Genomic DNA, 25,519 nt, shown 5'->3' with positions numbered 1-25,519 from the left:
CGATCGGGCCGTCAAGTCCCGTCCTACTCGTTACGCTGTCCGGTTCCTCAGAAAGAACCTTAACTGAACGGCATTACCGTTTCGAACGGGGCTTTTTGTTGCTGCACGCGACACCGTGAACGGCGCTTCGCTTGGTTGTCGCTTGATCGCGGCTTAGTTGCCGCCGTCCTGCGCCTGACTCTGCGTGGTGCCGTACAGCTTCACCTTCGACCGGTCGCGCAGTGCGGCGAGATACGCCTCGCCTTCGCTTTGCGCTTCGACCTGCGCCATCTGCTGCTGCGCGGCCGCGAGTTGCTGCGGATCGACGGCCGTGCCCGGGATCACCGCATTCACGCGATAGATCGCGTAGCCGTCCGCGCCAAGATCGACACCGACGTATGCCGGCAGCGTCTTCGCATCGATCTTGTAGACTGCGCTCAGCGCCGCCGGCGTCAGGCCCTGCGACTGCGAGCGCGACACCTTCTGCGCGGCCGTGAAGCCATCGGCCGACTTCGACTTCTGCAGTTCGGCCAGCTTCGCCGCGCCGTCCTTCTTCGCAAGTTCCGCGGCCTGCTCGGCGATGACCTTCTGACGCACCGCATCCTTGATCGCGTCGAGCGCCGGCACGGCAGCCGGCTTGTAGTCGGTCACGCGCGCCGAGATCAGCGTGTTGTTGCCCACATCGATCGCCTGCGTGTTGTTCTGGTTCTTCACCGAGTCGTTCGCGAACACGGCGGCGAGGAACTTCGGGTTGTTCAGCGGGCTCGTCGCCGGCAGTTGCGGATTCGGCGTCGGCGTGACGGTGGCCGTCTGGATCGTCAGCTTGTACTTGTCGGCGGCCGGCTGCAGCGTCTTTGCCTTTTCATAGACGGTCGACGTGAAGCCTTCCGCGTTGTCCGAAAACGCCTTCGCCGCGTATTGCTGCTTCAGGTCGACCGCGATCTGGTCCTTCACGTCCGCGAACGGCTTGACCACCGACGGCTTCACTTCCGTCGCCTTCAGGATGTGAAAACCGAGGTCCGATTGCACGACACCGCTCACGTCGCCCTGCTTGAGCGCGAACGCGGCATCGTCGAACGCCTTGCCGCCCGCCGTCGAGCCACGCGTGATGAAGCCCAGATCGCCACCCTTCGCCGCCGACGGCGCGTCCTGCGAGCTCTTCTGCGCGATCTGCGCGAACTGGTCCGGATGCGCCTTCACGTCGGCCAGCAGCTGCTCGGCCTTCGCCTTCGCGGCCGCCTTGTCGGCCGCGCTTGCGTCGCTCGCCGCGGCGATGAAGATGTGGCTCACGCGCACCTGCGCTTCCGAGCGGAAGTGCGTCGGGTTGTCGTCATAGAACTTCTTGATGTCGGCATCGGTCGGCTGCGCGCTCGCGGCGGCCGCTGCCGGCGAATAGACGAGATACTGGATCGTCGCGGTTTCCGGCGTCGCGAAGCCTTGCTTGTGCGCGTCGTAGTACGCCGTGAGCTGCGCGTCGGTCGGCTGCACCTTCGCCGCGTAGTCGCTCGTCTTCAGCACGAGCGCCTGCACTTCGCGCTGCTGCGCCGCCAGTTCCGACAGCCGTTGCGCCGGCCCCTTCGGCGTGAATGCGCTCGCCACGATGCTCGCCGGAATCTGCTGCAGCGCAAGGCTGTAACGCACGCGTTCCTGATACTGCTCGGGCGTCATCCCCTGGAACGACAACAGTTGCGCGTAGCGCTGGACGTCGATCGTACCGTCGGGTTTCTTCAGCGACGCGATCATCGGGTCGCTCATCAATGCGTCGCGCACGGCGTTGTCGGATGCGGTCAGGTGCAGGCGCTGAGTCTCGTCGGCCAGCACGCGTTGCTGGATCAGGCCATCGAGCACTTGCTTGCGATGTTCGGGCGTGTCGAACGCCTTGATGTCGAACTGCCCGCCGAGCGCCTGGCGCGCCTGGTCGATCTGCTGGCGGAACGCGCCGTCGAATTCGACCCGCGTGATCTTGTGCCCGTTGACCGCCGCGACGTTCGCGCTGTCGTCGAAGAAGCCGCGGAAACCTTGGATCCCGACGAAACCCAGCCCCGGCAACACGATCAGGAGCAGGAGCGCCATCATCAGGCGCTGGTGATTACGGAAGAAATCGAGCATGCGTGACGGGAAAATTGGACAAAACGTCCGATATTACAACATACGGGGTGGCACGGGAAAAAAGCAGGTGCGCAACGAACGGGCGCAACCGACACGCAAAATGAAAAAGCCCGCACGAGGCGGGCTTTTTCATTTTCTGGCGGAGCGGACGGGACTCGAACCCGCGACCCCCGGCGTGACAGGCCGGTATTCTAACCGACTGAACTACCGCTCCTTGGTCTGGCTGAATCAGGAAACTGGTGGGTGCTGAGGGGTTCGAACCCCCGACCTACGCCTTGTAAGGGCGCCGCTCTACCAGCTGAGCTAAGCACCCGTTTCCGATTCGTTCTGGCTGCGATCTGCGTTTCGGCATCAACAACCAGCGAGCCCGCAAGTTTAATTCATCCCCGATCATTTTGCCAAGCCCGTGCGCAAAAAATTTTAACGCCCCCCTGCTCAACACACACGATGCCGACGCACATAAAAAAACCCGCGGACACGCCGCGGGTTTCGTGAACAACCGTCAGGGACGGCGCTCAGGTTTTCAGTGCTTGACGACTTCCGTCGAGCCGGCATCCGTCGCCGCCTCGCCGACCGGTGCCGCAGCCTTCGCCTCTTCTTCCGGCGGCAGCGGGGTCGGCGTACGCTCGAGCGCGAGTTCGAGCACCTTGTCGATCCAGCGGACCGGCACGATCTCGATCGCGTTCTTCACGTTGTCCGGAATGTCCGCGAGATCCTTCACGTTCTCTTCCGGGATCAGCACGAGCTTGATGCCGCCGCGATGCGCAGCCAGCAGCTTTTCCTTCAGCCCGCCGATCGGCAGCACTTCGCCACGCAGCGTGATCTCGCCCGTCATCGCGACATCGGCACGCACGGGGATCCCCGTCAGCACCGACACCAGCGCGGTCGTCATCGCACCGCCGGCGGACGGACCGTCCTTCGGCGTCGCACCTTCCGGCACGTGGATGTGGATGTCCTGCTTCTCGAACGCTTCGTCCTTGATGCCCAGACGGCGCGAACGCGAGCGCACGACCGAACGTGCAGCCTCGACCGACTCCTTCATCACGTCGCCGAGCGAACCCGTGCGGATCACGTTGCCCTTGCCCGGCATCACCGCGGCTTCGATCGTCAGCAGGTCGCCGCCAACTTCCGTCCACGCGAGGCCCGTCACCTGACCGACCTGGTTTTCCTTCGCCGCGAGGCCGAAGTCGTACTTGCGCACGCCGAGGAACGTATCGAGGTTCTCGCCATCGACCTTGATCGCGCCCGATGCCTTCTTCAGCAACAGCATCTTCACGACCTTGCGGCAGATCTTCGACACTTCCCGCTCGAGCGAACGCACACCGGCTTCGCGCGTGTAGTAGCGGATGATGTCGCGGATCGCCTGCTCGGCGACTTCGATCTCGCCTTCCTTCAGGCCGTTGTTCTTCTTCTGCTTCGGCAGCAGGTAACGCTGCGCGATGCTGACCTTCTCGTCTTCCGTGTAACCCGACAGACGAATCACTTCCATCCGGTCGAGCAGCGGCGGCGGGATGTTCAGCGAGTTCGACGTCGCGACGAACATCACGTCCGAAAGATCGAAGTCGACTTCGATGTAGTGATCGGCGAACGTGTGGTTCTGTTCCGGATCGAGCACTTCGAGCAGCGCCGACGACGGATCACCGCGGAAATCCATGCCCATCTTGTCGACTTCGTCGAGCAGGAAGAGCGGATTGCGCACGCCGACTTTCGCCAGGCTCTGCAGGATCTTGCCCGGCATCGAGCCGATGTACGTGCGGCGGTGGCCGCGAATCTCGGCCTCGTCACGCACGCCGCCGAGCGCCATCCGGACGAACTTGCGGTTCGTCGCGCGAGCGATCGACTGGCCGAGCGAGGTCTTGCCGACGCCCGGAGGCCCGACGAGGCACAGGATCGGCGCCTTCACCTTGTCGACGCGCTGCTGCACCGCGAGATACTCGAGGATGCGTTCCTTCACCTTCTCGAGGCCGAAGTGATCCTCGTCGAGCACCTGCTCGGCGTTCGACAGGTCGTTGTTGACCTTGCTCTTCTTGCGCCACGGCAGGCCGATCAGCGTGTCGATGTAGTTGCGCACGACGGTCGCTTCCGCCGACATCGGCGACATCAGCTTCAGCTTCTTGAGCTCCGCATCGGCCTTCTTCTTCGCTTCCTTCGGCATGCGCGCGGCGTTGATGCGCTTCTCGAGTTCCTCGAGGTCCGCACCCTCTTCGCCTTCGCCCAGTTCCTTCTGGATCGCCTTGACCTGTTCGTTCAGGTAGTACTCGCGCTGGCTCTTTTCCATCTGGCGCTTCACGCGCCCGCGGATGCGCTTTTCGACCTGCAGGATGTCGATCTCGGCTTCGAGCTGCGCGAGCAGGTGCTCGAGGCGCTCGATGACCGGGAACATCTCGAGGATGTGCTGCTTCTGGTCGAGCTTCAGCGGCAGACGCTCGGCGATCATGTCCGCGAGGCGACCTGCTTCATCGATGCCCGACAGCGACGTGAGAATTTCCGGCGGGATCTTCTTGTTCAGCTTCACGTACTGGTCGAACTGCGACACGATCGCGCGGCGCAGCGCTTCCGTTTCCGCGCTGTCGGCGTGATCGGGCTCGAGCGGCATGACTTCACAGGAGAACTGCGTCTCCTGCTCTTCGATCGACAACGCCTTCGCACGCTGCAGGCCCTCGACGAGCACCTTCACGGTGCCGTCCGGCAGCTTCAGCATCTGCAGGATGTTGGCGATACAACCGACCTCGTACATGTCCTTTTCGGTCGGTTCGTCCTTGGCCGCGGTCTTCTGGGCGACGAGCATGATGTGCTTGCCGCCTTCCATCGCTGCTTCGAGGGCCTTGATCGATTTCGGCCGGCCCACGAAGAGCGGAATCACCATGTGCGGGAAAACGACGACATCCCGCAGCGGCAGCAGCGGGAGCGTAATGCGTTCCGGCGGGAGAAGTTGGGTGCCTGACATTTCATTTCCCCATGAGTGGAATCAATTGTTCGGTAATTGAGGCCGCCACAACAAATTGCAAGCCTTCAAGTGCGGGAAATATTCGGTAAGAAAGTAACCACCGCGTGTCGAGTCAGAGTTACCCACAAGATAAACGAAAAAAAGCCGCCCACGGTCTCATGAACGGCCTTTTTCGCAGAACATCGTCGGCAAGCCGGTCAGTTCGAACCCGCCACCTTCGGCGTGTCCTCATAGATCAGCAGGGGCTTGCCGTCGCCATCGATGACGTTCTCGTCGATGATGACCTTGCTGACCCCTTTCATCGCCGGCAGTTCATACATCACGTCGAGCAATGCCTGTTCGATGATCGAACGCAAACCGCGCGCGCCCGTCTTGCGGCGGATCGCCTTGCGTGCGACTGCCTGCAGCGCGCCCGGCCGGATTTCCAGCTCGACGCGCTCCATCGCGAACAGCTTGTGATACTGCTTGACGAGCGCATTCTTCGGCTCGACGAGGATCTTCATCAGCGCGGCTTCGTCGAGCTTACCGAGCGTCGCGACCACCGGCAGACGGCCGATCAGTTCGGGGATCAGACCGAATTTGATCAGGTCTTCCGGTTCCGTTTCGCGCAGCACTTCGCCCGCGTCGCGTTCCTGCTTGCTCTTGACCGTCGCGCCGAAGCCGATGCCCGTCTTTTCGGTGCGATCGGTGATCACCTTCTCGAGCCCGTCGAACGCGCCGCCGCAGATGAACAAGATGTTGGTCGTGTCGACCTGGATGAAATCCTGGTTCGGGTGCTTGCGGCCGCCCTGCGGCGGCACCGACGCCATCGTGCCCTCGACGAGCTTCAGCAGTGCCTGTTGGACGCCCTCGCCCGACACGTCGCGCGTGATCGACGGGTTGTCCGACTTGCGGCTGATCTTGTCGATTTCGTCGATGTAGACGATCCCGCGCTGGGCCTTGTCGACCTCGTAGTTGCAGTTCTGCAACAGCTTCTGGATGATGTTCTCGACGTCCTCGCCGACGTAGCCGGCTTCGGTCAGCGTCGTCGCATCGGCGATCACGAACGGCACGTTCAGCAACCGCGCGAGCGTCTGCGCGAGCAGCGTCTTGCCGGAGCCCGTCGGGCCGATCAGCAGGATGTTGCTCTTCGACAGCTCGACATCGTCCTTCTTGTCGAGGTGCTTCAGGCGCTTGTAGTGGTTGTAGACGGCCACCGCGAGGATCTTCTTCGCGCGCTCCTGGCCGATCACGTACTGATCGAGGATGTCGCGAATTTCCTGCGGGCTCGGCAGATCCGACCGGGACAGGCTGGCCTCGACGCCGGCGGCAGCCGCCTCGTCGCGAATGATCTCGTTGCAGAGGTCGATGCATTCATCGCAGATGAATACCGACGGGCCCGCGATGAGTTTCTTCACCTCATGCTGGCTCTTGCCGCAAAACGAACAATACAACAGCTTCTCGCTGTTCGAACCTTTTTTGTCCGCCATGAATGTAGAGCCTCCGGACAGGTAAATGACATGATACGCCGAATGCTCCGGACGCCGCGCCTAGGGCGCGACCGGAGCCGGCTGGATGCGCTTGCCGCAGATGCTCAGGGCACTCGGGACATTGCGGGGGCACCGACCGAATCGGGGCGGCACCCTACTTAAGCTCACGGGCGCTTCAGCAGCACCTGATCGATCAGCCCGTACGCCTTGGCATCTTCGCTCGACATGAAGTTATCACGGTCGGTGTCGCGGGCGATGCGCTCGACGTCCTGGCCCGTATGCTGCGCGAGCAGGTTATTCAGCCGCTCCTTCAGGTAGAGGATTTCGCGTGCCTGGATCTCGATGTCGGACGCCTGGCCGCGCGCGCCGCCGAGCGGCTGGTGAATCATCACGCGCGAGTTCGGCAGCGCGAAACGCTTGCCCTTCGCGCCCGACGCGAGCAGGAACGCGCCCATGCTGGCCGCGAGGCCCATGCAGAGGGTCGACACGTCCGGCTTGATGAACTGCATCGTGTCGTAGATCGCCATGCCGGCCGATACCGAGCCGCCCGGGCTGTTGATGTAGAGGCTGATGTCCTTGTCGGGATTCTCGCTCTCGAGGAACAGCAATTGCGCGACCACGAGGTTGGCGGTCTGGTCGTTCACTTCGCCGACCATGAACACCAGGCGCTCCTTCAGGAGACGCGAATAGATATCGTACGAACGCTCGCCGCGGCCGCTCGTTTCGACGACGATCGGCACCAGCCCCAGCGCTTGCGCCTCGAAACCCTGCGGCGCGTTCGACGCAAGCATGTCCAGCAATTCAGCGCGAGTGATCATTCAATAAGCCTTGTTCGAATGGAAAATTGAACGGAGGGAAGCCGCCCGCTCAATCGCCATATTAATGGCAACCGTGCGCTTGACGTAGAAACGGCGTGCGGGCCGTCGCTCCGACAGCCGGCACGCCGCTAGAGCGACACTTACGCTTGCGCCGATGCGCTCGCGAGTGCCTCGAAGCTCACTTCCTTGTCCGTCACCTTTGCCTTGCCCAGCACGAAGTCGACGACGTTGCTTTCAACGACGAACGCTTCCATCTCGGCGAGGCGCTGCTGGTTCGAATAATACCAGCGGACCACTTCCTTCGGGTCTTCGTAGCTCTTCGCGAACTCGTCGACTTCCGCGCGGATCTGCTCCGGCTTCGCTTCGAGGCCGTTCGACTTCACGAGCTCGGCCAGCACGAGGCCCAGCTTCACGCGACGCTCTGCCTGCTCGGCGAACATCTCGGCCGGGATCGGTGCGTCCTTCGCGTTCGGCACGCCGCGCTGCGCCAGATCCTGGCGAGCCATTTCGACGAGGCGTTGCTGGTCCTGCTCGATCAGCGCCTTCGGCACGTCGAGTTCGGAAATCTTCAGCAGCGCGTCCATCACCTGGTTCTTGACGATGGCTTGCGTGCGACGCTTCGCTTCGCGCTCGAGGTTTTCCTTGATTTCGGCGCGCATCTTCGTCAGGTCGCCGTCTTCGATGCCGAGCGACTTCGCGAATTCGCCGTCGATTTCCGGCATGTGCGGCCACTCGATCTTCTTCATCGTGACCGTGAATTGCGCCGTCTTGCCCGCCACGTCCTTGCCGTGGTAGTCGTCCGGGAACTTCAGATCGAACGTACGCTGTTCGCCGACCTTCAGGCCCAGCGCCGCCGTTTCGAATTCCGGCAGCATGCGGCCTTCGCCGAGCACGAACGGGAAGTCTTCGGCCGTGCCGCCCTGGAACGCGACGTCGTCGATCTTGCCGACGAAGTCGACCGTCACGCGGTCGCCGTTCTTCGCTGCGGTGTCCGCACCGCCGTCACCGTGCTCGCCGGCTTCGCCGCGAGCGTGGAAGTGCACGCGCTGCTTGCGCAGGATATCCAGCGTGCGGTCGATTTCGGCGTCGCCGATCGACGTCGTCGAGCGTTCGACTTCAGCCGTCGCCAGATCGCCGATCTTCACTTCCGGGTAAACCTCGAACGTCGCGTCGAACGCGTATGCATCCTCAGCCTGCTCCTGCTTCGGCTCGAAGCTCGGCTGGCCGGCCACGCGCAGGTTTTCCGCACGGCTGATCGTGAAGAATTCCTGGCCGATCTTGTCGCTCAGCACTTCCGCCTCGACCTGGCCCGAGTACTGCTGTGCGACCATCTTGAGCGGCACCTTGCCCGGGCGGAAACCCGGCATGCGAACGTTCTTCGCGAGTTTCTGGATACGGGCGTCGATTTCCTTCTGCACGGTGTCCTTCGGCAGGGAAATCGTCACGCGGCGTTCAAGCTTGCCGAGGTTCTCAACAACGTTAGCCATGGCTTCAATCGTCCTAAAATTATTCGAGCGAATCGGGTTTTCCTTGCCGTGCCTGCCTGCGGCGTGAGGTGCATCGCATGCACACGCCGCGCCGGAGCGCCACGCCATCCCTGCACGCGCCGGATGGCTAGCGCAAGCGGCTCGGAGCACGGCTTTGGCCGGAAGAATCGACTATTCTAGCAAACAATTTTCCTCGTACCGCCAGAACGGCACGACAACGATGCAGACCGGTCGCGCCGTCCGCTTCCGTCGACGGCAATGCGCGCGGATCGCCGCTATGCCGAACGGCGTATCCACCGCCGGGCCGCCATCCTGTAAGCTCCGATTGAGCATGCGCCGCGGTCGCGGCCGCCATTCTTCACATCAAACATGCCTTCCGGAGACACCATGCCGCAACACCCGTCCGCGCCTGTCGTCGTCATCGCGCCCGATTCGTTCAAAGGCTCGCTTTCCGCCGAGCAGGTCGCGGACGCGATCGCCACCGGCATCCGCCGTGCCCGTCCCGACGCGATCGTGCGCTGCTGCCCGATGGCCGACGGCGGCGAAGGCACGCTCGACGCGATGCTGGCGGGCGGCGGCACGCGGCGCGCGCTGCGGGTGGACGGCGCGTCGCTCGCGGCACGCGACGCGGCCGTCGGCGTGATCGACGCGCACACCGCGATCGTCGAGACGGCCGAGGTCGTCGGGATCACCGACGCGGTCGGCATGAGCGTGCCCGTTGACGCGCGCAGCACGCGCGGCATGGGCGAAGCGATCCGCATGCTGCTCGACGAGGGCGTGCGCCGCTTCTTCGTCGCGCTCGGCGGCAGCAGCACCAACGACGCGGGCGCGGGATTGCTCGCGGGCCTCGGCCTGCAATGCTTCGATGCGGCGGGCCAGCCGGTCGAACCGGTCCCGGCGCGGCTCGCCGATATCGCGCGGATCGACGCGTCGGGGCTCGACCCACGCCTGAAGGAAGCAGAGTTCATCGGCATGTCCGACGTCGACAACCCGCTGACGGGCGCGCACGGCGCGACCGCGGTGTTCGGTCCGCAAAAGGGCGTGACGTCCGAGCAGGTTGCGACCCTCGACACCGCGCTCGGCCATTTCGCCGACCTGCTCGAGACCGCGCTCGACCGGCGCGCCCGCGACCTGCCAGGCGCCGGCGCGGCGGGCGGCCTCGGATTCGCGCTGCACATGCTGGGCGCACGGTTCGAAGCCGGCGCGGAAGTGGTCGCACGGCAAATTGGGCTCGATGCCGCGCTCGCCGGCGCCGACTGGCTGATTACCGGCGAAGGCCGCTCCGACGTGCAGACGCTGCACGGCAAGGCACCGTTCATCGCCTGCCGTCATGCGCGGGCCGCGGGCGTGCCCGCGTCGCTCCTGTCGGGCGCGGTCGACCCGGCCGCGCTGCCGCGCCTGTCCGAGCACTTTTCCGGCTGCTTCTCGCCCGCGCCCGGCCCGATCACGCTCGACGTCGCGATCCGCGACGCGGCGAACCTGCTCGCGAACGAAGCCGAACAGTTGACACGGCTGAAGTACGGCGCACACTGACCGTTGACCCGAGCGCGCGATACAGGAACAATCGGGCCCGCCCTTTTTCTTCAGGATTCGACATGAAAGGCCGCCAAGCCGGGCTCGATCAGTTTCTGACCTATCGCCTCCATGCGCTCACGAAGCGATCCGACCGCGGGATCGCCGAGGTCTACCGGCACAAGCTGGACATCTCGCTTCCCGAGGCGCGGGTGATCGCCGCCGTCGGCGCCTTTGGTCCGTTTTCGATCATGGATCTCGCCCGCCATACCAATCTCGACAAAAGCCAGGCGAGCCGCGCGGCGGAAGCGCTGCTGCGCCAGGGGCTGCTCCAGCGCAGCGCGAGCAAGGAAGACGGCCGGATCGTGCTGATCGCGCTGACCGCCGACGGCCGTGCGCTGCATCGCAAGATCATGCCGATCGTGCGCAAGTGGAATGACGGCTTGCTCGCGTGCCTGTCCGATAGCGAGCGCCAGACGTTCGAGCGACTGCTCGACAAGGTCGTCGCGAACGCGGTCGAACGCGACGACTGAGTCGCAATACGGGGGCAATCGGTACCGCACTCGCGTGGCGAAGGTGCGACATGCACCGGGATCGCCTAAGCGGCCCCGCACGCGCCTCAAGCGGACCCCAGCGCCCGCCGCGTTATTTCAGATGAATCCTGCGGGCCTTCCAGTCGCGCAGGCGCACGGGCGGCGTGCCCGGCTTCCCCTGCCGCGGCTACCGGACGCCTACCCGGCGCCTCGCAGCCTTCTCCGCGTACCGGGCAGGCGCCGCGATCCCCCTCCGCTATAGCCCACTGTTCGCCGCACGCTGACGCAGCAATCCCAGCACCGCGTCGCAATACGGCGTTGGCACGTCGAGCTTGCGTCCCAGTTCCGGAAACACGCCGAGGATCGGTCCGATCTCCAGTGCTCGCCCGGCCTCGAAATCCTGCAGCATCGACGTCTTGAACGCGCCGAGCTTGCGCGTGACGGCAATCCGCTCCGGCCCGCTCATTCTCGTATCGAGACCAAGCTTCGCGCCGATCGCGGCCGCCTCCTCCATCATCCGCAACGCGAGTTCCTGCGTGAACGGATCGTCGAGCAGTTGCGAGGCGGTCGAACCCGTCAGCGCGCTCAACGGGTTCATGTTCATGTTGCCCCACAGTTTTGCCCAGATCTCGGTGCGGATCGCCGGGGTCGACTCGACGTCGAAACCGCCCGCGGCGAGCGCCGCCGCGAATCGCGCGGTCGCCGCATCGAGCCGCGGATCGGGCGAGCCGACGATCAGACGGTTGCCACGGCCGCGGCGCACGATACCCGGCGCGTCGGTGCTGGACGACAGATGCACGACGCAGCCGATCGCCTGCGAGGGCGGCAGCGCTGCCGAGACCGCCCCGGCCGGGTCGACCGCATCGAGCGGCACGCCGTCGAGCGGGCCCGCTAACCCGTGCGTGAACCACCACGGCAACCCGTTCATCGCGGCGACAATCACCGTGCCGGGCCCGACCAGCGGCGCAACGCGCGCGGCCAGCGCCGGCAACGCCTGCGCTTTCAGCGCGATCACCACGTAGTCCTGCACGCCGAGCGCGGACGCGTCGTCGCTCGCGCACACCGGGACCGACGACTCGGTCCCCGCCTCGTCGATCACGCGCACGCCGTGCGTGTTCAGTGCATCGAGCGTCGCGCCGCGCGCGAATGCGCTCACCGTCATGCCGGCCCGCGACAGTGCTGCCGCGAGCAACCCGCCGATCGCGCCGACCCCGACCACCGCAGCGCGCACCGACCCTGAATTCGTGTCGTTCATGATGAAAATCCGTCTACCCGGAGCGGACGAGCATAGCGCCCAATGGTTGCGGATACAACTATTTACGCAAGCATCCGCGCGGCCCTGTTCGCATGAGCGGTTCAGCGCGGTGCGATGACCGCCTCCACAGGCTCATCGTCGGTCGTGCCGCCCGTCGCGCCGAGCACGCCGGCGATCTGGCTCTTGTCGTGCATGCCGAGCTTGCGGTACGCGCAGCGCAGATAGTGACGCACCGTCGTCGGCGAAATCGCCATCTGCTGCGCGACCTCCTTGTGCGAACGGCCGGCGCCGTAATAGCGAATCGCCGCGAGCTCGCGCGGGCTCAGCCTGTCGAGCAGCGAGCGCGGCCGCGCCTCGATCTGGAACAGTCCCGCGATGGGCACGCACTGGATGCGCAGCGCGTCGCCGATGTACGGCTGGCCCGATTGGCGGCGCACATGCGCGACCAGCGGCTCCGGCACGCGCGGGCCCGTCCACGCCGGCCATTCAGTCCGCAGCACGTCGTCGAAGCCGTGATCAGCGTGATGCAGCACGCCGAAGTTGTCGCACAGCGCGCGCGCCGCCGGCGCCACCGCATCGGCACGCTCGCGCGTGAGCTGCGCCGCGCGATTGATCGTCAGCGCGGCCGCCAGATGCGGAATCACTTCCTCGAAGCGACTCGCTTCGTCGTCGCTGAACGGACGATTCAGGCCCTGGCGATAGATCGACATGAACGTCGTCAGCCCGAAGCGGCGATCGAGCGTACACACGCACATCAGTTGCGCCAGCCCGTACTTCACGCACCAGTCGCGAAACCGCGCGTCGAACCCGGGCTCGACGACCGACAGACGCACCGCGCGACCGTGCGCGCCGAGCAGCGTGCGTTGCGCGAGCGGATCGCAATCGCGCACGCGTTTCCAGTCGCTGAAGAACGCGTGCGGAAGACGGTACAGGAAACTGTTGTGCATCACGGGGCCGGTCGGCGTGTGCGTCGCGACGCCGGTCCACGCGGCGTCGAACGGGATGAGCCCCTGCAGCAGCGAAAAGAAGCGGCACTCGAATTCGCCGATGCTCGACTGCGCGGCGACCGCATACAGGTCGAGCAGCATCAGGCCGAGTTCGCGTCGCGCCGCGTCGCCGCGCGTCACGCCGTCGAAATCGGCGCGGCGGGACGGCAGCGGCGGCCATGCGGATTCGTCGAGCACGATCGCGGCCGGCACGTCGCGCAGCGCATCGCGATCCTGTCCGATATCCGTGGTGATCCTCACCTTCCGCTCCCCTGCCCGATCGGGCCGCTGATGCACGCAACGCAGACCGGCCGATTATAGCGACCGGCATTTTTGACGGGCTCCGTCGCCGGAACATGCCGCAACCCCATCCATTTGAACGGTGCGCCGCCCGTTGCTGCTGCGCAGCACGCCGCGTCGCGGTGTCGCGGCACGTCCACCCCGTGCACCGCGGGTTTTCCACACCGTTCATCTGCACGACTGTTCAGCGGTTTTCCCGCTGCCGACACTGCGTCGCGACAACGCCAACAACAAACGATGCAGGAAGGTATGGAGAACCCCACGTGATGACATCCCGCTTCATCCGCACGGCGACCGCCGCGGCGCTCGCCGCGTGCAGCCTTGCCGCGCACGCGCAATCGACCCTCACGCTGTATGGCGCGCTCGACGCCGGCGTGCAGTACCTGACGCATGCCGACGGACGGCACGCGGCCGTGCAGTTGCAGAACTACGGCATCCTGCCGTCGCAGGTCGGGCTGAAGGGCACCGAGGATCTCGGCGGCGGCTGGCGCGCCCTGTTCAAGTTCGAACAGGGCCTCAACATCAACGACGGCACCTCGACCGTGCCGGGCTACGCGTTCTTCCGCGGCGCGTACGTCGGCATCGCGGGGCCCGTCGGCACCGTGACGCTCGGCCGGCAGTTCAGCGTGCTGTTCGACAAGACGCTGTTCTACGACCCGCTGTGGTACGCGTCGTACAGCGGCCAGGGCGTGCTCGTGCCGATGACCGCGAACTTCATCGACCGCTCGATGAAGTACCAGTCTCCGACGTTCGCCGGCTTCGATGTCGAAGCCCTCGTCGCCACCGCCGGCGTCGCGGGCAATACGCGCGCAGGACGCGTGCTCGAGCTCGGCGGTCAGTACGCCAGCAACGGGCTGTCGATCAGCGCGGTGCTGCATCAGGCGCACGGCGACGCGTCGGCCGCGGACGACGCCTCCGCGCGCCGCCGCGAACTCGGCACGCTCGCCGCGCGTTACGCGTTCGCGACGCTGCCGCTCACGCTCTACGCGGGCATCGAACGCCTGACTGGCGACCTCGATGCGGCGCGCACGATCGTCTGGGGCGGCGCCCGTTATCTGACGTCGGGTGGAATCGGGCTGAACGCGGGCGTCTATCACACCGATTCGCACACGCCGGCGATCGGCCACCCGACGCTGTTCATCGCGAGCACCACCTACGCGCTGTCGAAACGCACCGTCGCCTACGTGAACCTCGGTTATGCGCGCAACAGCGGCCAGAGTTCGCAGACCGTCTACGAATACGACCCGACACCGCTCGCCGGCGCATCGCAGTTCGGCGCGATGGTCGGCATGTATCACCTGTTCTGATTCCGTCCAGCGAGATCCCGCCATGAAAACCCTTTGCTCCGATGCCGCGCTGCCGTCCGACGGCCGCGCGTCCCCTTTCGCGCGCTCGACGCTCGTCGCACTCGTCGTGTTCGCGGCCATCACGCCGCTGCTGCTGCTCGTCGCGCCGGCCGTCGCCGGTCAGCTCGCGACGCAGCTCGGGCTGTCCGCGTCGCAGATCGGCACCTACTTCTTCGTCGAACTCGGCACGTTCAGCCTCGCGACCCTGCCGTCGTACCTGTGGCTCGGCCGCGTCGATGCGCGCCGCGTCGCTGCGTGCGCGATCGCGCTGTTCGGCGCGGGCAATCTCCTGACCGCGTTGTGGATGCCCGGCTTCGTCGCGCTGCTCGCGCTGCGAGCCGTCACCGCGCTCGGCGGCGGCTCGCTGATGGTGCTCTGCATGACCAGCGCGGCCACGAGCGAGAACAGCGATCGCGTGTACGGGCTGTGGGTCGTCGGCCAGTTGATCGCCGGCGCGATCGGCCTGTTCGTGCTGCCGCACGTGTTCGCCGCGTTCGGGCTGCGCGCGCTGTACGTCGCGCTGGCCGCGCTCGCGCTGCTTGCCGCACCGCTGTCGCGCGGCTTTCCGGCGACGCTCGGTGCGCGGACCGCGTCGGGCCGGGCCGCGCGCGGCGCGTCGACGGATGCGTCACGGCGCTTCGTCGTGCTCGCGATCGGTGCGGTACTGAGCTTCTATCTCGCGATCGGCAGCGTGTGGACGTTCGCGAGCCGCGCGGCGGCGGAGGCCGGACTCGACCCGCGGTCGATCGGCAACGTGCTCGCGATCGCGAGCGTGATGGGGATTGCCGGCGCGGCGCTCGCATCGTGCGCGGGCGGCCGGCTTGCGCGGCGCACGATGCTCGCCGCCGGTTACGCGCTGCTCGCGGCGTCGCTCATCGCACTCGCCGCGCTGCCGCACGCGGGCGGCTACAGCGCCGCGATCTTCGCGTTCAAGTTTGCGTGGACATTCGTACTGCCGTTCATTCTCGCGACTGTCGCGCAGATCGATACGTCCGGGCGGCTCGTCGCGACGCTCAATTTCGTGATCGGCGCGGGCCTCGCGGCCGGCCCGCTCCTCGCCGGCCTGTTGCTCGACGCGGGCGGCACGATGCACGTGCTGTTCGCGGCCGCGACGGCCGTCGCGATCGCGTCGTTTGCCGCGCTGCGCCATATCGATCGGCGCGCGCGGATTTCCGTGACTTCCGTTTCCTCCCAACCGTGACAGGTCAAAACCATCCATGAATCGCACTGCCTTCTTCACCGACGAACGCACCTTCTGGCACACCGGCGGCACGCACGCGCTGTTCTTCCCGGTCGGCGGCTGGGTCCAGCCGCCGTCGAGCGCCGGCTACGCGGAATCGCCCGATTCGAAGCGCCGCCTCCTGTCGCTCGTGCAGGCTTCGGGCCTGGCCGACCACCTCGACATGCGCGGTGCCGCGCCGGCCACCACCGGCGATCTGTTGCGCATCCATCCGGCAAGCTATCTCGACGCGTTCCGCGCGCTCAGCGATGCGAACGGCGGCGACCTCGGCGATCTCGCGCCGTTCGGCAAGGGTAGCTACGAGATCGCCGCACTGTCGGCGGGTCTCGCGATCGCGGCGGTCGACACCGTCGTCGCCGAGCGTGCGGCCAACGCGTTCTCGCTGTCGCGGCCGCCCGGCCATCACTGCCTGCGCGACCGCCCGATGGGCTTCTGCCTGCTCGCGAACATCCCGATCGCGATCGAGGCCGCACGCGCGAAGCATGGCATCGACCGCGTCGCGGTGATCGACTGGGACGTGCATCACGGCAACGGCACGCAGTCGATCTACTACGACGATCCGGACACGCTGACGATCTCGCTGCATCAGGACCGCTGCTTTCCGCCCGGCTACAGCGGCGGCGACGAGCGCGGCGCAGGCGCGGGCTTCGGCGCGAACCTGAACGTGCCGTTGCTCGCGGGTAGCGGCGACGACGCGTATCGCCATGCGTTCGAGCGGATCGTGCTGCCAGCGCTGGAGCGGTTCCGGCCGGATCTGATCGTCGTCGCGAGCGGCCTCGACGCGAACGCGGTCGATCCGCTCGCGCGCATGCAACTGCATACAGAAAGTTACCGGTACATGACGCGCTCGGTGAAGGAGGCGGCGCAGCGCCACTGCGGCGGACGGCTCGTGATCGTCCACGAGGGCGGCTATTCGGAGGCGTACGTGCCGTTCTGCGGACTCGCGATCATCGAGGAGCTGGCCGGCATCCGCACCGATGTCGCCGATCCGATGCTCGATCTCGCGATCGCGCAGCAGCCGGGCGAGCGGTTCGTCATGTTCCAGCGCGAACTGCTCGACGAACTTGCCGTGTCGTTCGGCTTGTAACGCGCGCTCACCAACGATGCGGGGCCGGCCCTTGCGCGATCGGTACGGATAGGGTTTCCTGTGTCTTTACACCTGCCAGGTCCGGCCCCATCTTCAGATGAATTCGTCTTCGCGCGATCCCGACACCAACGACAAACCGCGCCGCCAGCCGTCGAAGCTCGCACTGAATATCGCCGCCGTGCTGGTCGGCCTCATCACGTTCGCGATCGGCGCGGCGTGGTTGATCTATAGCTGGATCGTCGATCGCGAAGCGCAGTATTTCGCGATTCCGCTGGTGTTCTCGGTGCCGGTGATCGTGGCGGTCGCGGTGCGGAGTTTCTGGGACTAGGCACGCTCGAAACGACAAAGCGCCGCGGTCGGTGGACGCGCGGCGCTTTCTTTCATCAGGTGCAGGCGGGTATCTGCGACGGGCAGCAAGCCTCTCCGTTCGGCCTGGAACCGTTCACAGGCCCGCGTGCGCGCACGGATTCGCGATCGGCCCCTGATAGCCGTGGATGGCGCTCAGCGCGGAACCCACCAGCACCGTGCCGACCGATTTCAGGACGGCTTCCGTCGTCGTCGGCTCACCGCTCGAGATGGGCCGCCCCGAGTAGGCCATGCACTCCGGGGACGGCGCGATCGCCTGCACGGGCCGTGCGCTCCATGCGACGTTGTCGGCAGGCGTGGCAGCAAACGCCGGTATTGCCAGCGTCAGGGGAAGAACGGAAATCAGCATGCGTGCTGCGTTGAGCATCGACGGTCCCCGGTTGGACAACCCACGTGAATGAATGGCGTTGCGCATAATATGCGCAGCCGGTTTTCCGTGCCTGCGAAAGCGTGTGCGCTCCATGCGGCGCCGCACCAACAAAAAAGCGCTGCCGGTCAGCCGACCGGCAGCGCTTTCTCGGAACGGCCCTTAGCGGGGCACGTTCGACTTCGTGGTGCGTGAGGCCGGACTCGAACCGGCACACCCTTGCGGGCGTCAGGACCTAAACCTGGTGCGTCTACCAATTTCGCCACTCACGCGAATATCCGCCGCCTCAGCGCATGGCACGCAAGATGCGTTCTCCACGCGCCCGGGACTTGCCGGGGCTTCGTGTCGGCACGAAAACCGGCACGCCCGATCAGGCGAGCGCGAGATTCTACCCGATCTGTGCAGCATTGTCTCGCCCTACCGGCGCCCGTCGAAGAGCGGTGCTAGAATGCCGCGCTCGAGTGCCGGCCATGCGCCGGCGCGCGTCCCCGAATCCGCCTCCGCCACGATCCCACCCGTGAACTTCGACGACTACTGTCAGCAAAAGGCCGCCCCCGCGGGCTCCAGCGTCTACTACGCGCTGCGCCAGGCGCCGCTCGCCGCCGAACCGCGCCTGACGGCCCTGTTCGCGCTGCGCCGCGAACTCGAGGAAACCGTCAAGGAAACCAGCGATCCGACCGTCGGACACACGAAGCTCGCATGGTGGCACAAGGAACTCGCGGCGCTCGCCGCCGGCGAACCGTCGCATCCGGTCACGAAGGCGCTCGCGCAACACCACCCGGCGATCGGGGCCGAATCCGATGCGCTGCGCACGCTCGTCAACGGTTACGGGATGGATCTCGAACAGGCGCGCTATCTGGATTTCGCGAACCTGGAGCGCTACATCGCGCAGGTCGGCGGCACCTTCGCGTCGCTGGTCGCCCGCGCAAGCGCCGCGAATCCGGCCGCCCCGCAACCGTGGGCCGCGGATGCCGGCCGCGCGCTGATGCTCGCGCAATTCGTGCAGGAACTCGGCAACGATGCGCGCCACGGCCGCATCTATCTGCCAATCGACGAACTGCAGCGCTACAACGTGACCGCTGCCGACCTGCTGAACCGCCGCTACAGTCCGGCCTTCACCGAGCTGCTGCAGTTTCAGACGGGCCGCGCGCGCGAAGCGCTGGCCGCCGCCGACGCAGCGCTCCCCGCATCCGAACGCCGCGCGCAACGCACGCTGCGCGCGCAGATTGCACTGGCCGGTGCACTGCTCGACGAAATCGAGCGCGACGGCTACCAGGTGCTGCACCAGCGCATCGCGCTGACACCGATCCGCAAGCTGTGGATCGCGTGGCGCGCCGCGCGCCGCCGCTGATCCGCGCCGTCACCCTCCCAAGCGTCACACCTTCAGCAGCGGCAGCGTATCGAAGCGTTGCTGCAGTACGTGCGTTGCATCGAGCCCCCACCACGGCCCGAGCACGGTCGCATACAACTGGCGGAAATCGACCGCGACCGGCAGGTTGCCGTTGCCGTCGAGATGCCCGAGTGCCGGCGCCGCGCCGTACAGCCCGCCGGCCACGCGGCCGCCCATCACGAAATGCGGCGCGGCGGTACCGTGATCGGTACCGTTGCTCTGGTTCTCGCGCACGCGCCGTCCGAATTCCGCATACGTCATCACGAGCGTCTGGTTCCAGCGCCCGAGTTCGATCAACGCGCCGCGCATCGCACTCATCCCTTCCGCGAACTGCTTGAGCAGCGCTGCCTGCTGCCCCGGCTGGTTCTGGTGCGTATCGAAACCGTTGAGCGTGAGCCGCAGCACCGCGACGCCATCCTGCGCGCCGGGCCCCGACGCCTCGCATGCGGCGAGCACCTGCATCGCGGTCTTCACCGACGTACCGAACGTGCCGGCCGGAAAAGCCGTCTTGAACTCGCGCATCCCGCCGCGCGGGCGCAGCCGGTCGGCCGCCTTCACGATATCGTTCTCGACGTCGATGATGTGCGCGAGCGCCGGGTTCCGCTCGCGCAGCGACGACGGTTCGGCCAACCTCGCCGCGCGGACGAACTGCGCAGGATTGACGAGCGCGATCGCGCGCGCGCCGTTCGCGAGCGGCCCCATCTCCGCGCTGCCGAGCACGACGCCGTCGGCAGCGAAGCCGGGCGGCACCGGCGCCTGCGCGAACGTGCGCGTGAGCCAGCCTTCGTGCAGGTACTGGTCCGAGCGCGACGCGGTATCCCAGATCTCGATCGAGCGGAAATGCGACAGGTTCGGCTGCGGGTAGCCGACGCCCTGCACGACAGCGACCTGCCCGTCGCGCCACAGCGGCATCAACGGCGCGAGCGACGGGTGCAGCCCCGTATGCGCATCGAGCTGCAGCACGTGGTCGCGCGCGATGCCGATGCTGCGGCGGAACTGGTAATAGAGCGGATCGGCATACGGCACCACCGTGTTGAGGCCGTCGTTGCCGCCCTTCAGCTCGACGAGGATCAGCACGTTCGCGTAGCCGGCCGCCGGCTGCCGCCCCGCCGCGGCCATCGATGTCGCCGCCTGCGCGGGCGACTGCCACAGTGACACGCCCGCCGCGGCCGCGGCGCCCGTCAGCGTCAGAAAATCACGTCGGTTCATCGTGCATCCTTCGGTTCGCCGCGCGGCGCGGCCATCGCGGCAGCGCGCCGGTTCATCGTCGTTTCGGTCATTTCAGTTGATAGGCCGGATCCATCAGCAGCGCCTCGAGATACGCGCTGCCGGTCGAGTCCGTATCGATTGCCGCGACCGGCGACAGCGGCAGCACCGCGTGCTGCAGTTGAAGCTCGGTCGACAATCCGGCAATCGCCTGCGGCCGCGCACGATACTGCGCAAGCCAGCGTTCGAGGTCGAATCGCAGGCCGCCGCGCGCAGGTTTCGCTGGCGCGTCGCGCATGTCGGCAACCGGTATCGTTTGCGCACGCGCATTCGGCGACGGTGCCGCCATCGCACGCGCGGGCGCCCGCATGCCGACGGTCTCGGTTGCGCGGAACAACTGCTCGACGAACTGCTTGCGCGCGAGCAGCGTCGTGCTGTTGATCCACATCGCACCACCCGGCCAGCCCTTCACGTTCGGCGGATAGAACAGGTTCTGCCCGAGCGTGCGCACGGTGTTCGCGAGCATTTGCGGATCGCCATACGCGACGTCGAACAACCGCATCGATCCGACGACGAACTCGGCCGGCGACTTCACGAGCACGCCGCGATTGCGCGGATCCCAGAATTCGTCGGTCGACCAGAGCGCTGCGAGCGCCGCGCGTATGTCGTAGCCGCTCGCGCGAAACCGTTCGGCGACGACATCGAGCGCGCCGGCATCGGGCGCATCGGACACGAACTCGCGCCACAGCTTGCCGGCGATGAAGCGAGCGGTGTCGGGCCGCTTCAACAGGATGTCGAGAAAGCCGTCGCCGTCGAACGCACCGGTCTCGCCGAGTATCGTCTTGTCGCCGGCGTCGTGCCATTCGGGCCGCACCACGAAGCGCAGCGTATCGGGGTCGACGCTCCAGCCGGTCATCGCGCGCGCGGCCTCGGTCACGTCGTGCTGCGTGTAATGCCCTTCGCCGAGCGTGAACAGCTCCATCACTTCGCGCGCGAAATTCTCGTTCGGACGGCCCTTGCGGTTACTCGCCCCGTCGAGATACTGAAGCATCGCCGGATCCTTCGCGACCGCATGCAGGAGCGTGCCGAAGTTGCCGAGCGCCTCGCGGCGAAACAGCGCATTTTGCGCGGCCATCGTCTGCGGATACGGGACCTTGTCCTGCCCGGATGTGAAATGCCCGTGCCAGAACAGCGTCATGCGCTCGGTGAGCGGCGTCGGCGTCACGACCATCTCGTTGACCCACGCCGCGCGCAACGCATCGTAGCGGCGATTGCGTTCGCGCTGCTCGTCGCGCCGCATGTCGGGGGTCAGCGCCTGTCGCTGTGCGCGGGTCGGCGGCAGCTCGGCGAGCCAGTCGGGCCAGGTCGTCACGGGGTCGCGGCGCACGTTGCCGAGCGTATCGGCCACGACTTGCGCGCGCGTCATCCCGACGATGCGGGCGACCTCGGCCGGTGCGGGAGAAAAGCCGGTGCGGCTCAGGAAGAACAGCGCATCGTCGGCGTCGAGCGGCGCCTGCATCGCGGGCGATGCCGGGGCGGCAGCGTTCGCTTTCATCGTCGTGGACTCCCGGAACGCACCGGCGGTGCGGATGCCGGTACAACGGCAGCAGGCATCTGAAAGTTGACGGGAAAATTGCTACGGAATCTTTCCGTGCCGTGCAGGATCGCGTGCGTGTCAGCGCTTGTACAGCTCGCGAACGGCGTCCTCGATGTGCTGGCGCAACAGGTGGCGCTCCTCGGGCGTCATGTGCCCGTCGCGGCGGCGCTGTTCGAGATCGGGAGGCACGGCGGAGCGGACCGCCGTGTCGGCGGCACGGTCGGGCTGCGGCGCTTTGCCGCGCTGCAGCTTGCGCGACGAGGCGCCCTGCTCGGGGCGCTGCGCATACGCGAAGTTCGACGCATATGGACCGGCAAGTGCGATCGTCAGCATCAGTGCAATCCGGGCAGATCGCATGACCGTCCTCGCTTCTCTGGTCGATTTGTTCCCTTCGTCACGCGGCAACCGGTTACCTCTGGTACTTGAAAAACCCTGCGGAATTCGGGCGTACAAAGATGAAAGATGGAGTGCAGGGGAGTATCTACCGAATTTCGGCTTCGAGTAAAGGAATCTCTATAGCCTGCCTTTACTCCGCGCGACACTACGGGTAAATTTTGTAACGGACTGTAACGCGCGAAAATACGCAACCGTGCGTGATTTCCCATTCGCGATAAGATGCCGCTCATGGAAACGAAAAACCCCTCCAAGATTCTCGTCGTCGACGACGACCCGCGCCTGCGCGATCTGCTGCGCCGCTATCTCGGCGAGCAGGGTTTCAACGTGTACGTCGCGGAAAACGCGACCGCGATGAACAAGCTCTGGGTGCGCGAGCGCTTCGACCTGCTCGTGCTCGACCTGATGCTGCCGGGCGAGGACGGCCTGTCGATCTGCCGCCGCCTGCGCGGCAGCAACGACCGCACGCCGATCATCATGCTCACCGCGAAGGGCGAGGACGTCGACCGCATCGTCGGCCTCGAGATGGGCGCCGACGACTACCTGCCGAAGCCGTTCAATCCGCGCGAGCTCGTCGCGCGCATTCACGCGGTGCTGCGCCGCCAGGCGCCGGCCGAACTGCCGGGCGCGCCGTCGGAAACCACCGAGGTGTTCGAGTTCGGCGAGTTCTCGCTGAACCTAGCCACGCGCACGCTGACGAAGTCGGGCCAGGAAATTCCGCTGACGACCGGCGAATTCTCGGTGCTGAAAGTGTTCGCGCGCCATCCGCGCCAGCCGCTGTCGCGCGAAAAGCTGATGGAGCTTGCGCGCGGCCGTGAATACGAAGTGTTCGACCGAAGCCTCGACGTGCAGATCTCGCGCCTGCGCAAGCTGATCGAACCGGATCCGGGCAGCCCGCGCTTCATCCAGACCGTCTGGGGCCTCGGCTACGTGTTCATTCCGGACGGCGCCGCCTGATCTTTTTCCTTTCCGGTTTCGCCCGTCCACGGCCCGTCCCATGCGTATCGACCGGCGCCTCCTGCAGCTCGCGTTCGGCGGGCTGTTCTGGCGCACCTTCCTGCTGATCGCGCTGCTGATCTCGGTCAGTCTCGCCGCGTGGTTCCAGAGCTTTCGCGTCATCGAGCGGGAGCCGCGCGCGCAGCGCGTCGCGCTCCAGCTCGTCGCGATCGTGAAGCTCACGCGCACCGCCCTGCTCTATTCCGATCCCGATTTGCGGCGCGCGCTGCTGCAGGATCTCGAGAGCAACGAGGGCGTGCGCGTGTATCCGCGCGAAAAGACCGACAAGTTCAAGCTGCAGCCCGACGAATCGCTGAACCGCCTGATCGAACACGACATCCGCAGCCGTCTCGGCGACGATACCGTGATCGCGCAGTCGGTCAACGACATCCCGGGCGTGTGGATCAGTTTCAAGATCGACGACGACGACTACTGGGTCGCGCTCGACCGCGATCAGCTCGACAGCGTCACGGGCCTGCAGTGGGCCGGCTGGGGCCTGTTCGCGCTCGCGCTGTCGCTGTTCGGCTCCGCGTTCATCACGAGCCTCGTCAACCGGCCGTTCTCGCGGCTGGCGCTCGCCGCGCGCCAGGTCGGTTCCGGCCAGGCGCCCGATCCGCTGCCCGAGCGCGGGATGGGCGTCGCGGCCGAGACCAACCGCAGCTTCAACCAGATGGTGCGCGATCTCGAACAGCTCGAGGCCGACCGCGCGCTGATGCTCGCGGGCATCTCGCATGACCTGCGCACGCCGCTCGCGCGGCTGCGCCTCGAGACCGAGATGAGCCCGTCCGACCAGGCGACCAAGGACGCGATGGTCGACGACATCGAGCAGATGGACCGTATCATCGCGGCCTTCATCGATTACGCGCGCCCGTCGCAGCGCAAGCCCGAGCCCGTCGACCTGTCGTCGATCGTGCAGGAAGTCGCGGCGCGCGTGTCGGGCGAAGACGGCGTCGAGATCCGCACACGGCTCGCGGCGACCGCCGTGATCGAAGCCGACGAGACCGACATGCGCCGCGTCATCGGCAACCTCGTCGAGAACGCGCGCAAATACGGCCAGAGCCGCGACGACGGCGTGTCGCGCATCACGCTCGAGACGCGCGTGACGCACGCGCGCGTCGAATTGTCGGTGAGCGACGAGGGCCCCGGCATCCCCGAAGACCAGCTGCCGCTCGTGATGCGGCCGTTCTACCGCGTCGACACGGCGCGCACCAAGGCGGACGGCACGGGGCTCGGCATGGCGATCGTGCTGCGCCTCGTCGGCCGCTATCGCGGCGCGCTGCGCCTGCGCAACCGCAGCCCCGAAGCGGGCCTCGAAGTCACCCTCGAATTCCCCGGCGCCGGCAAGACGCGTGCGACGGCGTGACGCGTTCGCGCACGCTTCTTGCGCGTCACACTATCGGCGCGGTTGAAAAAAACTATGGGGATTGTTAGTCAAAATCTATTGAAGCGCTTTGTTAATAGTGTTATAGTCCTGCTCATGCTGTCACACCAACGTTGCAGCACCGAGGTAGCTTGACTCAGTCTTCTTCCCAACTCATACAGGAGTATCCGCATGAAAACCGTGGGCGATAAACTCGAAGCATTCACCGTCGTAGCCGCGAAGCCGGGCTTCAACAATCACGAGGAAAACGGCCAGTCGGCATTCGAGACCATCACCGAAGCGTCGTTCCCGGGCAAGTGGAAGATCATCTACTTCTATCCGAAGGATTTCACGTTCGTGTGCCCGACGGAAATCGTCGAGTTCGCGAAGCTGACGAAGCAGTTCGAAGAGCGCGACGCCGTCCTGCTCGGCGGCAGCTCGGACAACGAGTTCGTGAAGCTCGCATGGCGCCGTGAGCACAAGGACCTGAACAAGCTGAACCACTACTCGTTCGGCGACGTCAAGGGCGAGCTGATCGACCAGCTCGGCGTGCGCGACAAGGAAGCCGGCGTGGCCCTGCGCGCAACGTTCATCGTCGATCCGGACAACACGATCCAGCACGTTTCGGTGAACAACCTGAACGTCGGCCGTAGCCCGGAAGAAGTCCTGCGCATTCTGGACGGCCTGCAAACGGACGAACTGTGCCCGTGCAACCGTGCAGTCGGCGGCGCAACGCTGTAAGCGCATCGATGCACGAAGCCCGCGGAGCACGTCCT

21 protein-coding genes and 3 tRNA genes are annotated in these 25,519 nt (G+C 66.0%); 10 read left to right on the top strand and 14 right to left on the bottom strand.

Going from position 1 to position 25,519, the window contains the following annotated elements; all coding sequences use genetic code 11:
• Window positions 1-153: 153 nt before the first annotated feature.
• The 7 genes from BTE28158_RS30245 to tig form a co-directional block, all read right to left on the bottom strand.
• Window positions 154-2,088, bottom strand: coding sequence for a SurA N-terminal domain-containing protein (locus BTE28158_RS30245; protein WP_151051789.1), 1,935 nt, complete (start codon window positions 2,086-2,088; stop codon window positions 154-156).
• 137 nt (window positions 2,089-2,225) lie between these two features.
• A tRNA-Asp gene (locus BTE28158_RS30240) sits at window positions 2,226-2,302 on the bottom strand.
• A 23-nt stretch (window positions 2,303-2,325) separates the two neighbouring features.
• Window positions 2,326-2,401: transfer RNA gene (locus tag BTE28158_RS30235), tRNA-Val, on the bottom strand.
• A gap of 210 nt (window positions 2,402-2,611) precedes the next feature.
• Window positions 2,612-5,035 carry an endopeptidase La gene (lon, locus tag BTE28158_RS30230; RefSeq protein ID WP_059604136.1) on the bottom strand — a complete coding sequence of 808 codons (2,424 nt, stop codon included), beginning with the start codon at window positions 5,033-5,035 and terminating at the stop codon, window positions 2,612-2,614.
• A 197-nt stretch (window positions 5,036-5,232) separates the two neighbouring features.
• Window positions 5,233-6,504: an ATP-dependent Clp protease ATP-binding subunit ClpX gene (clpX, locus tag BTE28158_RS30225; protein WP_006754177.1), complete on the bottom strand. Its 1,272-nt coding sequence runs from the start codon at window positions 6,502-6,504 to the stop codon at window positions 5,233-5,235.
• 164 nt (window positions 6,505-6,668) lie between these two features.
• Window positions 6,669-7,322 carry an ATP-dependent Clp endopeptidase proteolytic subunit ClpP gene (clpP, locus tag BTE28158_RS30220; protein ID WP_006496351.1) on the bottom strand — a complete coding sequence of 218 codons (654 nt, stop codon included), beginning with the start codon at window positions 7,320-7,322 and terminating at the stop codon, window positions 6,669-6,671.
• 140 nt (window positions 7,323-7,462) lie between these two features.
• Window positions 7,463-8,809, bottom strand: a complete 1,347-nt coding sequence (gene tig, locus BTE28158_RS30215) for a trigger factor (RefSeq protein WP_124622543.1) — start codon at window positions 8,807-8,809, stop codon at window positions 7,463-7,465.
• Window positions 8,810-9,196: 387 nt separating this feature from the next.
• Here tig and BTE28158_RS30210 point away from each other — a divergent pair, with 387 nt between their 5' ends.
• Window positions 9,197-10,342 carry a glycerate kinase gene (locus tag BTE28158_RS30210; protein WP_174920253.1) on the top strand — a complete coding sequence of 382 codons (1,146 nt, stop codon included), beginning with the start codon at window positions 9,197-9,199 and terminating at the stop codon, window positions 10,340-10,342.
• A gap of 62 nt (window positions 10,343-10,404) precedes the next feature.
• Window positions 10,405-10,854 carry a MarR family winged helix-turn-helix transcriptional regulator gene (locus tag BTE28158_RS30205; protein ID WP_124622539.1) on the top strand — a complete coding sequence of 150 codons (450 nt, stop codon included), beginning with the start codon at window positions 10,405-10,407 and terminating at the stop codon, window positions 10,852-10,854.
• A 256-nt stretch (window positions 10,855-11,110) separates the two neighbouring features.
• Here the strand turns inward: BTE28158_RS30205 and BTE28158_RS30200 are convergent, their stop codons facing one another.
• Together BTE28158_RS30200 and BTE28158_RS30195 are read right to left on the bottom strand one after the other, a co-directional pair.
• Window positions 11,111-12,109 (bottom strand): 2-dehydropantoate 2-reductase, encoded by a 999-nt coding sequence (locus tag BTE28158_RS30200; protein ID WP_151048946.1) that lies wholly within the window; start codon window positions 12,107-12,109, stop codon window positions 11,111-11,113.
• A gap of 101 nt (window positions 12,110-12,210) precedes the next feature.
• A complete protein-coding gene (locus tag BTE28158_RS30195) occupies window positions 12,211-13,356 on the bottom strand; it encodes a helix-turn-helix transcriptional regulator (RefSeq protein WP_151048945.1) in 1,146 nt (381 codons plus the stop codon).
• Window positions 13,357-13,661: 305 nt separating this feature from the next.
• Between BTE28158_RS30195 and BTE28158_RS30190 the strand changes: the two genes are divergently transcribed.
• The 4 genes from BTE28158_RS30190 to BTE28158_RS30175 all read left to right on the top strand — a co-directional run bounded on the left by BTE28158_RS30190 (window position 13,662) and on the right by BTE28158_RS30175 (window position 17,396).
• On the top strand, window positions 13,662-14,702 hold the full coding sequence (locus tag BTE28158_RS30190; protein ID WP_239007455.1) for a porin: 1,041 nt from the start codon (window positions 13,662-13,664) through the stop codon (window positions 14,700-14,702).
• A 22-nt stretch (window positions 14,703-14,724) separates the two neighbouring features.
• Window positions 14,725-15,942 carry an MFS transporter gene (locus BTE28158_RS30185; RefSeq protein ID WP_151048943.1) on the top strand — a complete coding sequence of 406 codons (1,218 nt, stop codon included), beginning with the start codon at window positions 14,725-14,727 and terminating at the stop codon, window positions 15,940-15,942.
• A gap of 16 nt (window positions 15,943-15,958) precedes the next feature.
• A complete protein-coding gene (locus tag BTE28158_RS30180) occupies window positions 15,959-17,068 on the top strand; it encodes a class II histone deacetylase (RefSeq protein ID WP_151048942.1) in 1,110 nt (369 codons plus the stop codon).
• A 97-nt stretch (window positions 17,069-17,165) separates the two neighbouring features.
• On the top strand, window positions 17,166-17,396 hold the full coding sequence (locus tag BTE28158_RS30175) for a hypothetical protein (protein ID WP_124622527.1): 231 nt from the start codon (window positions 17,166-17,168) through the stop codon (window positions 17,394-17,396).
• Between the two features lie 114 nt (window positions 17,397-17,510).
• Here the strand turns inward: BTE28158_RS30175 and BTE28158_RS30170 are convergent, their stop codons facing one another.
• Window positions 17,511-17,897 (bottom strand): hypothetical protein, encoded by a 387-nt coding sequence (locus BTE28158_RS30170; RefSeq protein ID WP_239007452.1) that lies wholly within the window; start codon window positions 17,895-17,897, stop codon window positions 17,511-17,513.
• 89 nt (window positions 17,898-17,986) lie between these two features.
• Window positions 17,987-18,073 (bottom strand) — tRNA-Leu (locus BTE28158_RS30165).
• 245 nt (window positions 18,074-18,318) lie between these two features.
• Here BTE28158_RS30165 and hpnD point away from each other — a divergent pair.
• Complete coding sequence (hpnD, locus tag BTE28158_RS30160) at window positions 18,319-19,152, top strand: presqualene diphosphate synthase HpnD (protein WP_151048941.1); 834 nt, start codon at window positions 18,319-18,321, stop codon at window positions 19,150-19,152.
• A 24-nt stretch (window positions 19,153-19,176) separates the two neighbouring features.
• Here hpnD and BTE28158_RS30155 read toward each other — a convergent pair whose 3' ends face one another.
• From BTE28158_RS30155 to BTE28158_RS30145, 3 genes are all read right to left on the bottom strand, one after another.
• Window positions 19,177-20,400: a DUF1501 domain-containing protein gene (locus BTE28158_RS30155; protein WP_124622521.1), complete on the bottom strand. Its 1,224-nt coding sequence runs from the start codon at window positions 20,398-20,400 to the stop codon at window positions 19,177-19,179.
• 67 nt (window positions 20,401-20,467) lie between these two features.
• Window positions 20,468-21,952 carry a DUF1800 domain-containing protein gene (locus tag BTE28158_RS30150; protein ID WP_151048940.1) on the bottom strand — a complete coding sequence of 495 codons (1,485 nt, stop codon included), beginning with the start codon at window positions 21,950-21,952 and terminating at the stop codon, window positions 20,468-20,470.
• A gap of 120 nt (window positions 21,953-22,072) precedes the next feature.
• Window positions 22,073-22,351, bottom strand: coding sequence for a hypothetical protein (locus BTE28158_RS30145; RefSeq protein WP_059599972.1), 279 nt, complete (start codon window positions 22,349-22,351; stop codon window positions 22,073-22,075).
• A gap of 258 nt (window positions 22,352-22,609) precedes the next feature.
• Here BTE28158_RS30145 and ompR point away from each other — a divergent pair, with 258 nt between their 5' ends.
• The 3 genes from ompR to BTE28158_RS30130 all read left to right on the top strand — a co-directional run bounded on the left by ompR (window position 22,610) and on the right by BTE28158_RS30130 (window position 25,484).
• The gene (gene ompR, locus BTE28158_RS30140; protein WP_004192636.1) at window positions 22,610-23,344 is read left to right on the top strand and encodes an osmolarity response regulator transcription factor OmpR; all 735 of its coding nucleotides are present in this window, start codon (window positions 22,610-22,612) and stop codon (window positions 23,342-23,344) included.
• A 40-nt stretch (window positions 23,345-23,384) separates the two neighbouring features.
• Window positions 23,385-24,746 carry an ATP-binding protein gene (locus BTE28158_RS30135; RefSeq protein ID WP_124622512.1) on the top strand — a complete coding sequence of 454 codons (1,362 nt, stop codon included), beginning with the start codon at window positions 23,385-23,387 and terminating at the stop codon, window positions 24,744-24,746.
• A gap of 189 nt (window positions 24,747-24,935) precedes the next feature.
• Window positions 24,936-25,484, top strand: coding sequence for a peroxiredoxin (locus tag BTE28158_RS30130; protein WP_059599970.1), 549 nt, complete (start codon window positions 24,936-24,938; stop codon window positions 25,482-25,484).
• The last annotated feature ends 35 nt before the right edge of the window (window positions 25,485-25,519 follow it).

It is taken from the genome of Burkholderia diffusa (assembly GCF_902499115.1).
Classification (GTDB): Bacteria; Pseudomonadota; Gammaproteobacteria; order Burkholderiales; family Burkholderiaceae; genus Burkholderia; species Burkholderia diffusa.
This window is presented reverse-complemented; position numbering and strand designations above follow the sequence as displayed.

Coding starts and splice junctions, on each gene's coding strand:
- clpP (WP_006496351.1), bottom strand. CDS start 7,322: ATGATCACTCGCGCTGAATTGCTGGACATGCTTGCGTCGAACGCGCCG.
- BTE28158_RS30175 (WP_124622527.1), top strand. CDS start 17,166: ATGAATTCGTCTTCGCGCGATCCCGACACCAACGACAAACCGCGCCGC.
- BTE28158_RS30200 (WP_151048946.1), bottom strand. CDS start 12,109: ATGAACGACACGAATTCAGGGTCGGTGCGCGCTGCGGTGGTCGGGGTC.
- tig (WP_124622543.1), bottom strand. CDS start 8,809: ATGGCTAACGTTGTTGAGAACCTCGGCAAGCTTGAACGCCGCGTGACG.
- BTE28158_RS30170 (WP_239007452.1), bottom strand. CDS start 17,897: ATGGAGCGCACACGCTTTCGCAGGCACGGAAAACCGGCTGCGCATATT.
- BTE28158_RS30135 (WP_124622512.1), top strand. CDS start 23,385: ATGCGTATCGACCGGCGCCTCCTGCAGCTCGCGTTCGGCGGGCTGTTC.
- BTE28158_RS30210 (WP_174920253.1), top strand. CDS start 9,197: ATGCCGCAACACCCGTCCGCGCCTGTCGTCGTCATCGCGCCCGATTCG.
- BTE28158_RS30145 (WP_059599972.1), bottom strand. CDS start 22,351: ATGCGATCTGCCCGGATTGCACTGATGCTGACGATCGCACTTGCCGGT.
- BTE28158_RS30205 (WP_124622539.1), top strand. CDS start 10,405: ATGAAAGGCCGCCAAGCCGGGCTCGATCAGTTTCTGACCTATCGCCTC.
- BTE28158_RS30245 (WP_151051789.1), bottom strand. CDS start 2,088: ATGCTCGATTTCTTCCGTAATCACCAGCGCCTGATGATGGCGCTCCTG.
- BTE28158_RS30150 (WP_151048940.1), bottom strand. CDS start 21,952: ATGAAAGCGAACGCTGCCGCCCCGGCATCGCCCGCGATGCAGGCGCCG.
- BTE28158_RS30190 (WP_239007455.1), top strand. CDS start 13,662: ATGACATCCCGCTTCATCCGCACGGCGACCGCCGCGGCGCTCGCCGCG.
- ompR (WP_004192636.1), top strand. CDS start 22,610: ATGCCGCTCATGGAAACGAAAAACCCCTCCAAGATTCTCGTCGTCGAC.
- BTE28158_RS30180 (WP_151048942.1), top strand. CDS start 15,959: ATGAATCGCACTGCCTTCTTCACCGACGAACGCACCTTCTGGCACACC.
- clpX (WP_006754177.1), bottom strand. CDS start 6,504: ATGGCGGACAAAAAAGGTTCGAACAGCGAGAAGCTGTTGTATTGTTCG.
- BTE28158_RS30185 (WP_151048943.1), top strand. CDS start 14,725: ATGAAAACCCTTTGCTCCGATGCCGCGCTGCCGTCCGACGGCCGCGCG.
- BTE28158_RS30130 (WP_059599970.1), top strand. CDS start 24,936: ATGAAAACCGTGGGCGATAAACTCGAAGCATTCACCGTCGTAGCCGCG.
- lon (WP_059604136.1), bottom strand. CDS start 5,035: ATGTCAGGCACCCAACTTCTCCCGCCGGAACGCATTACGCTCCCGCTG.
- BTE28158_RS30155 (WP_124622521.1), bottom strand. CDS start 20,400: ATGAACCGACGTGATTTTCTGACGCTGACGGGCGCCGCGGCCGCGGCG.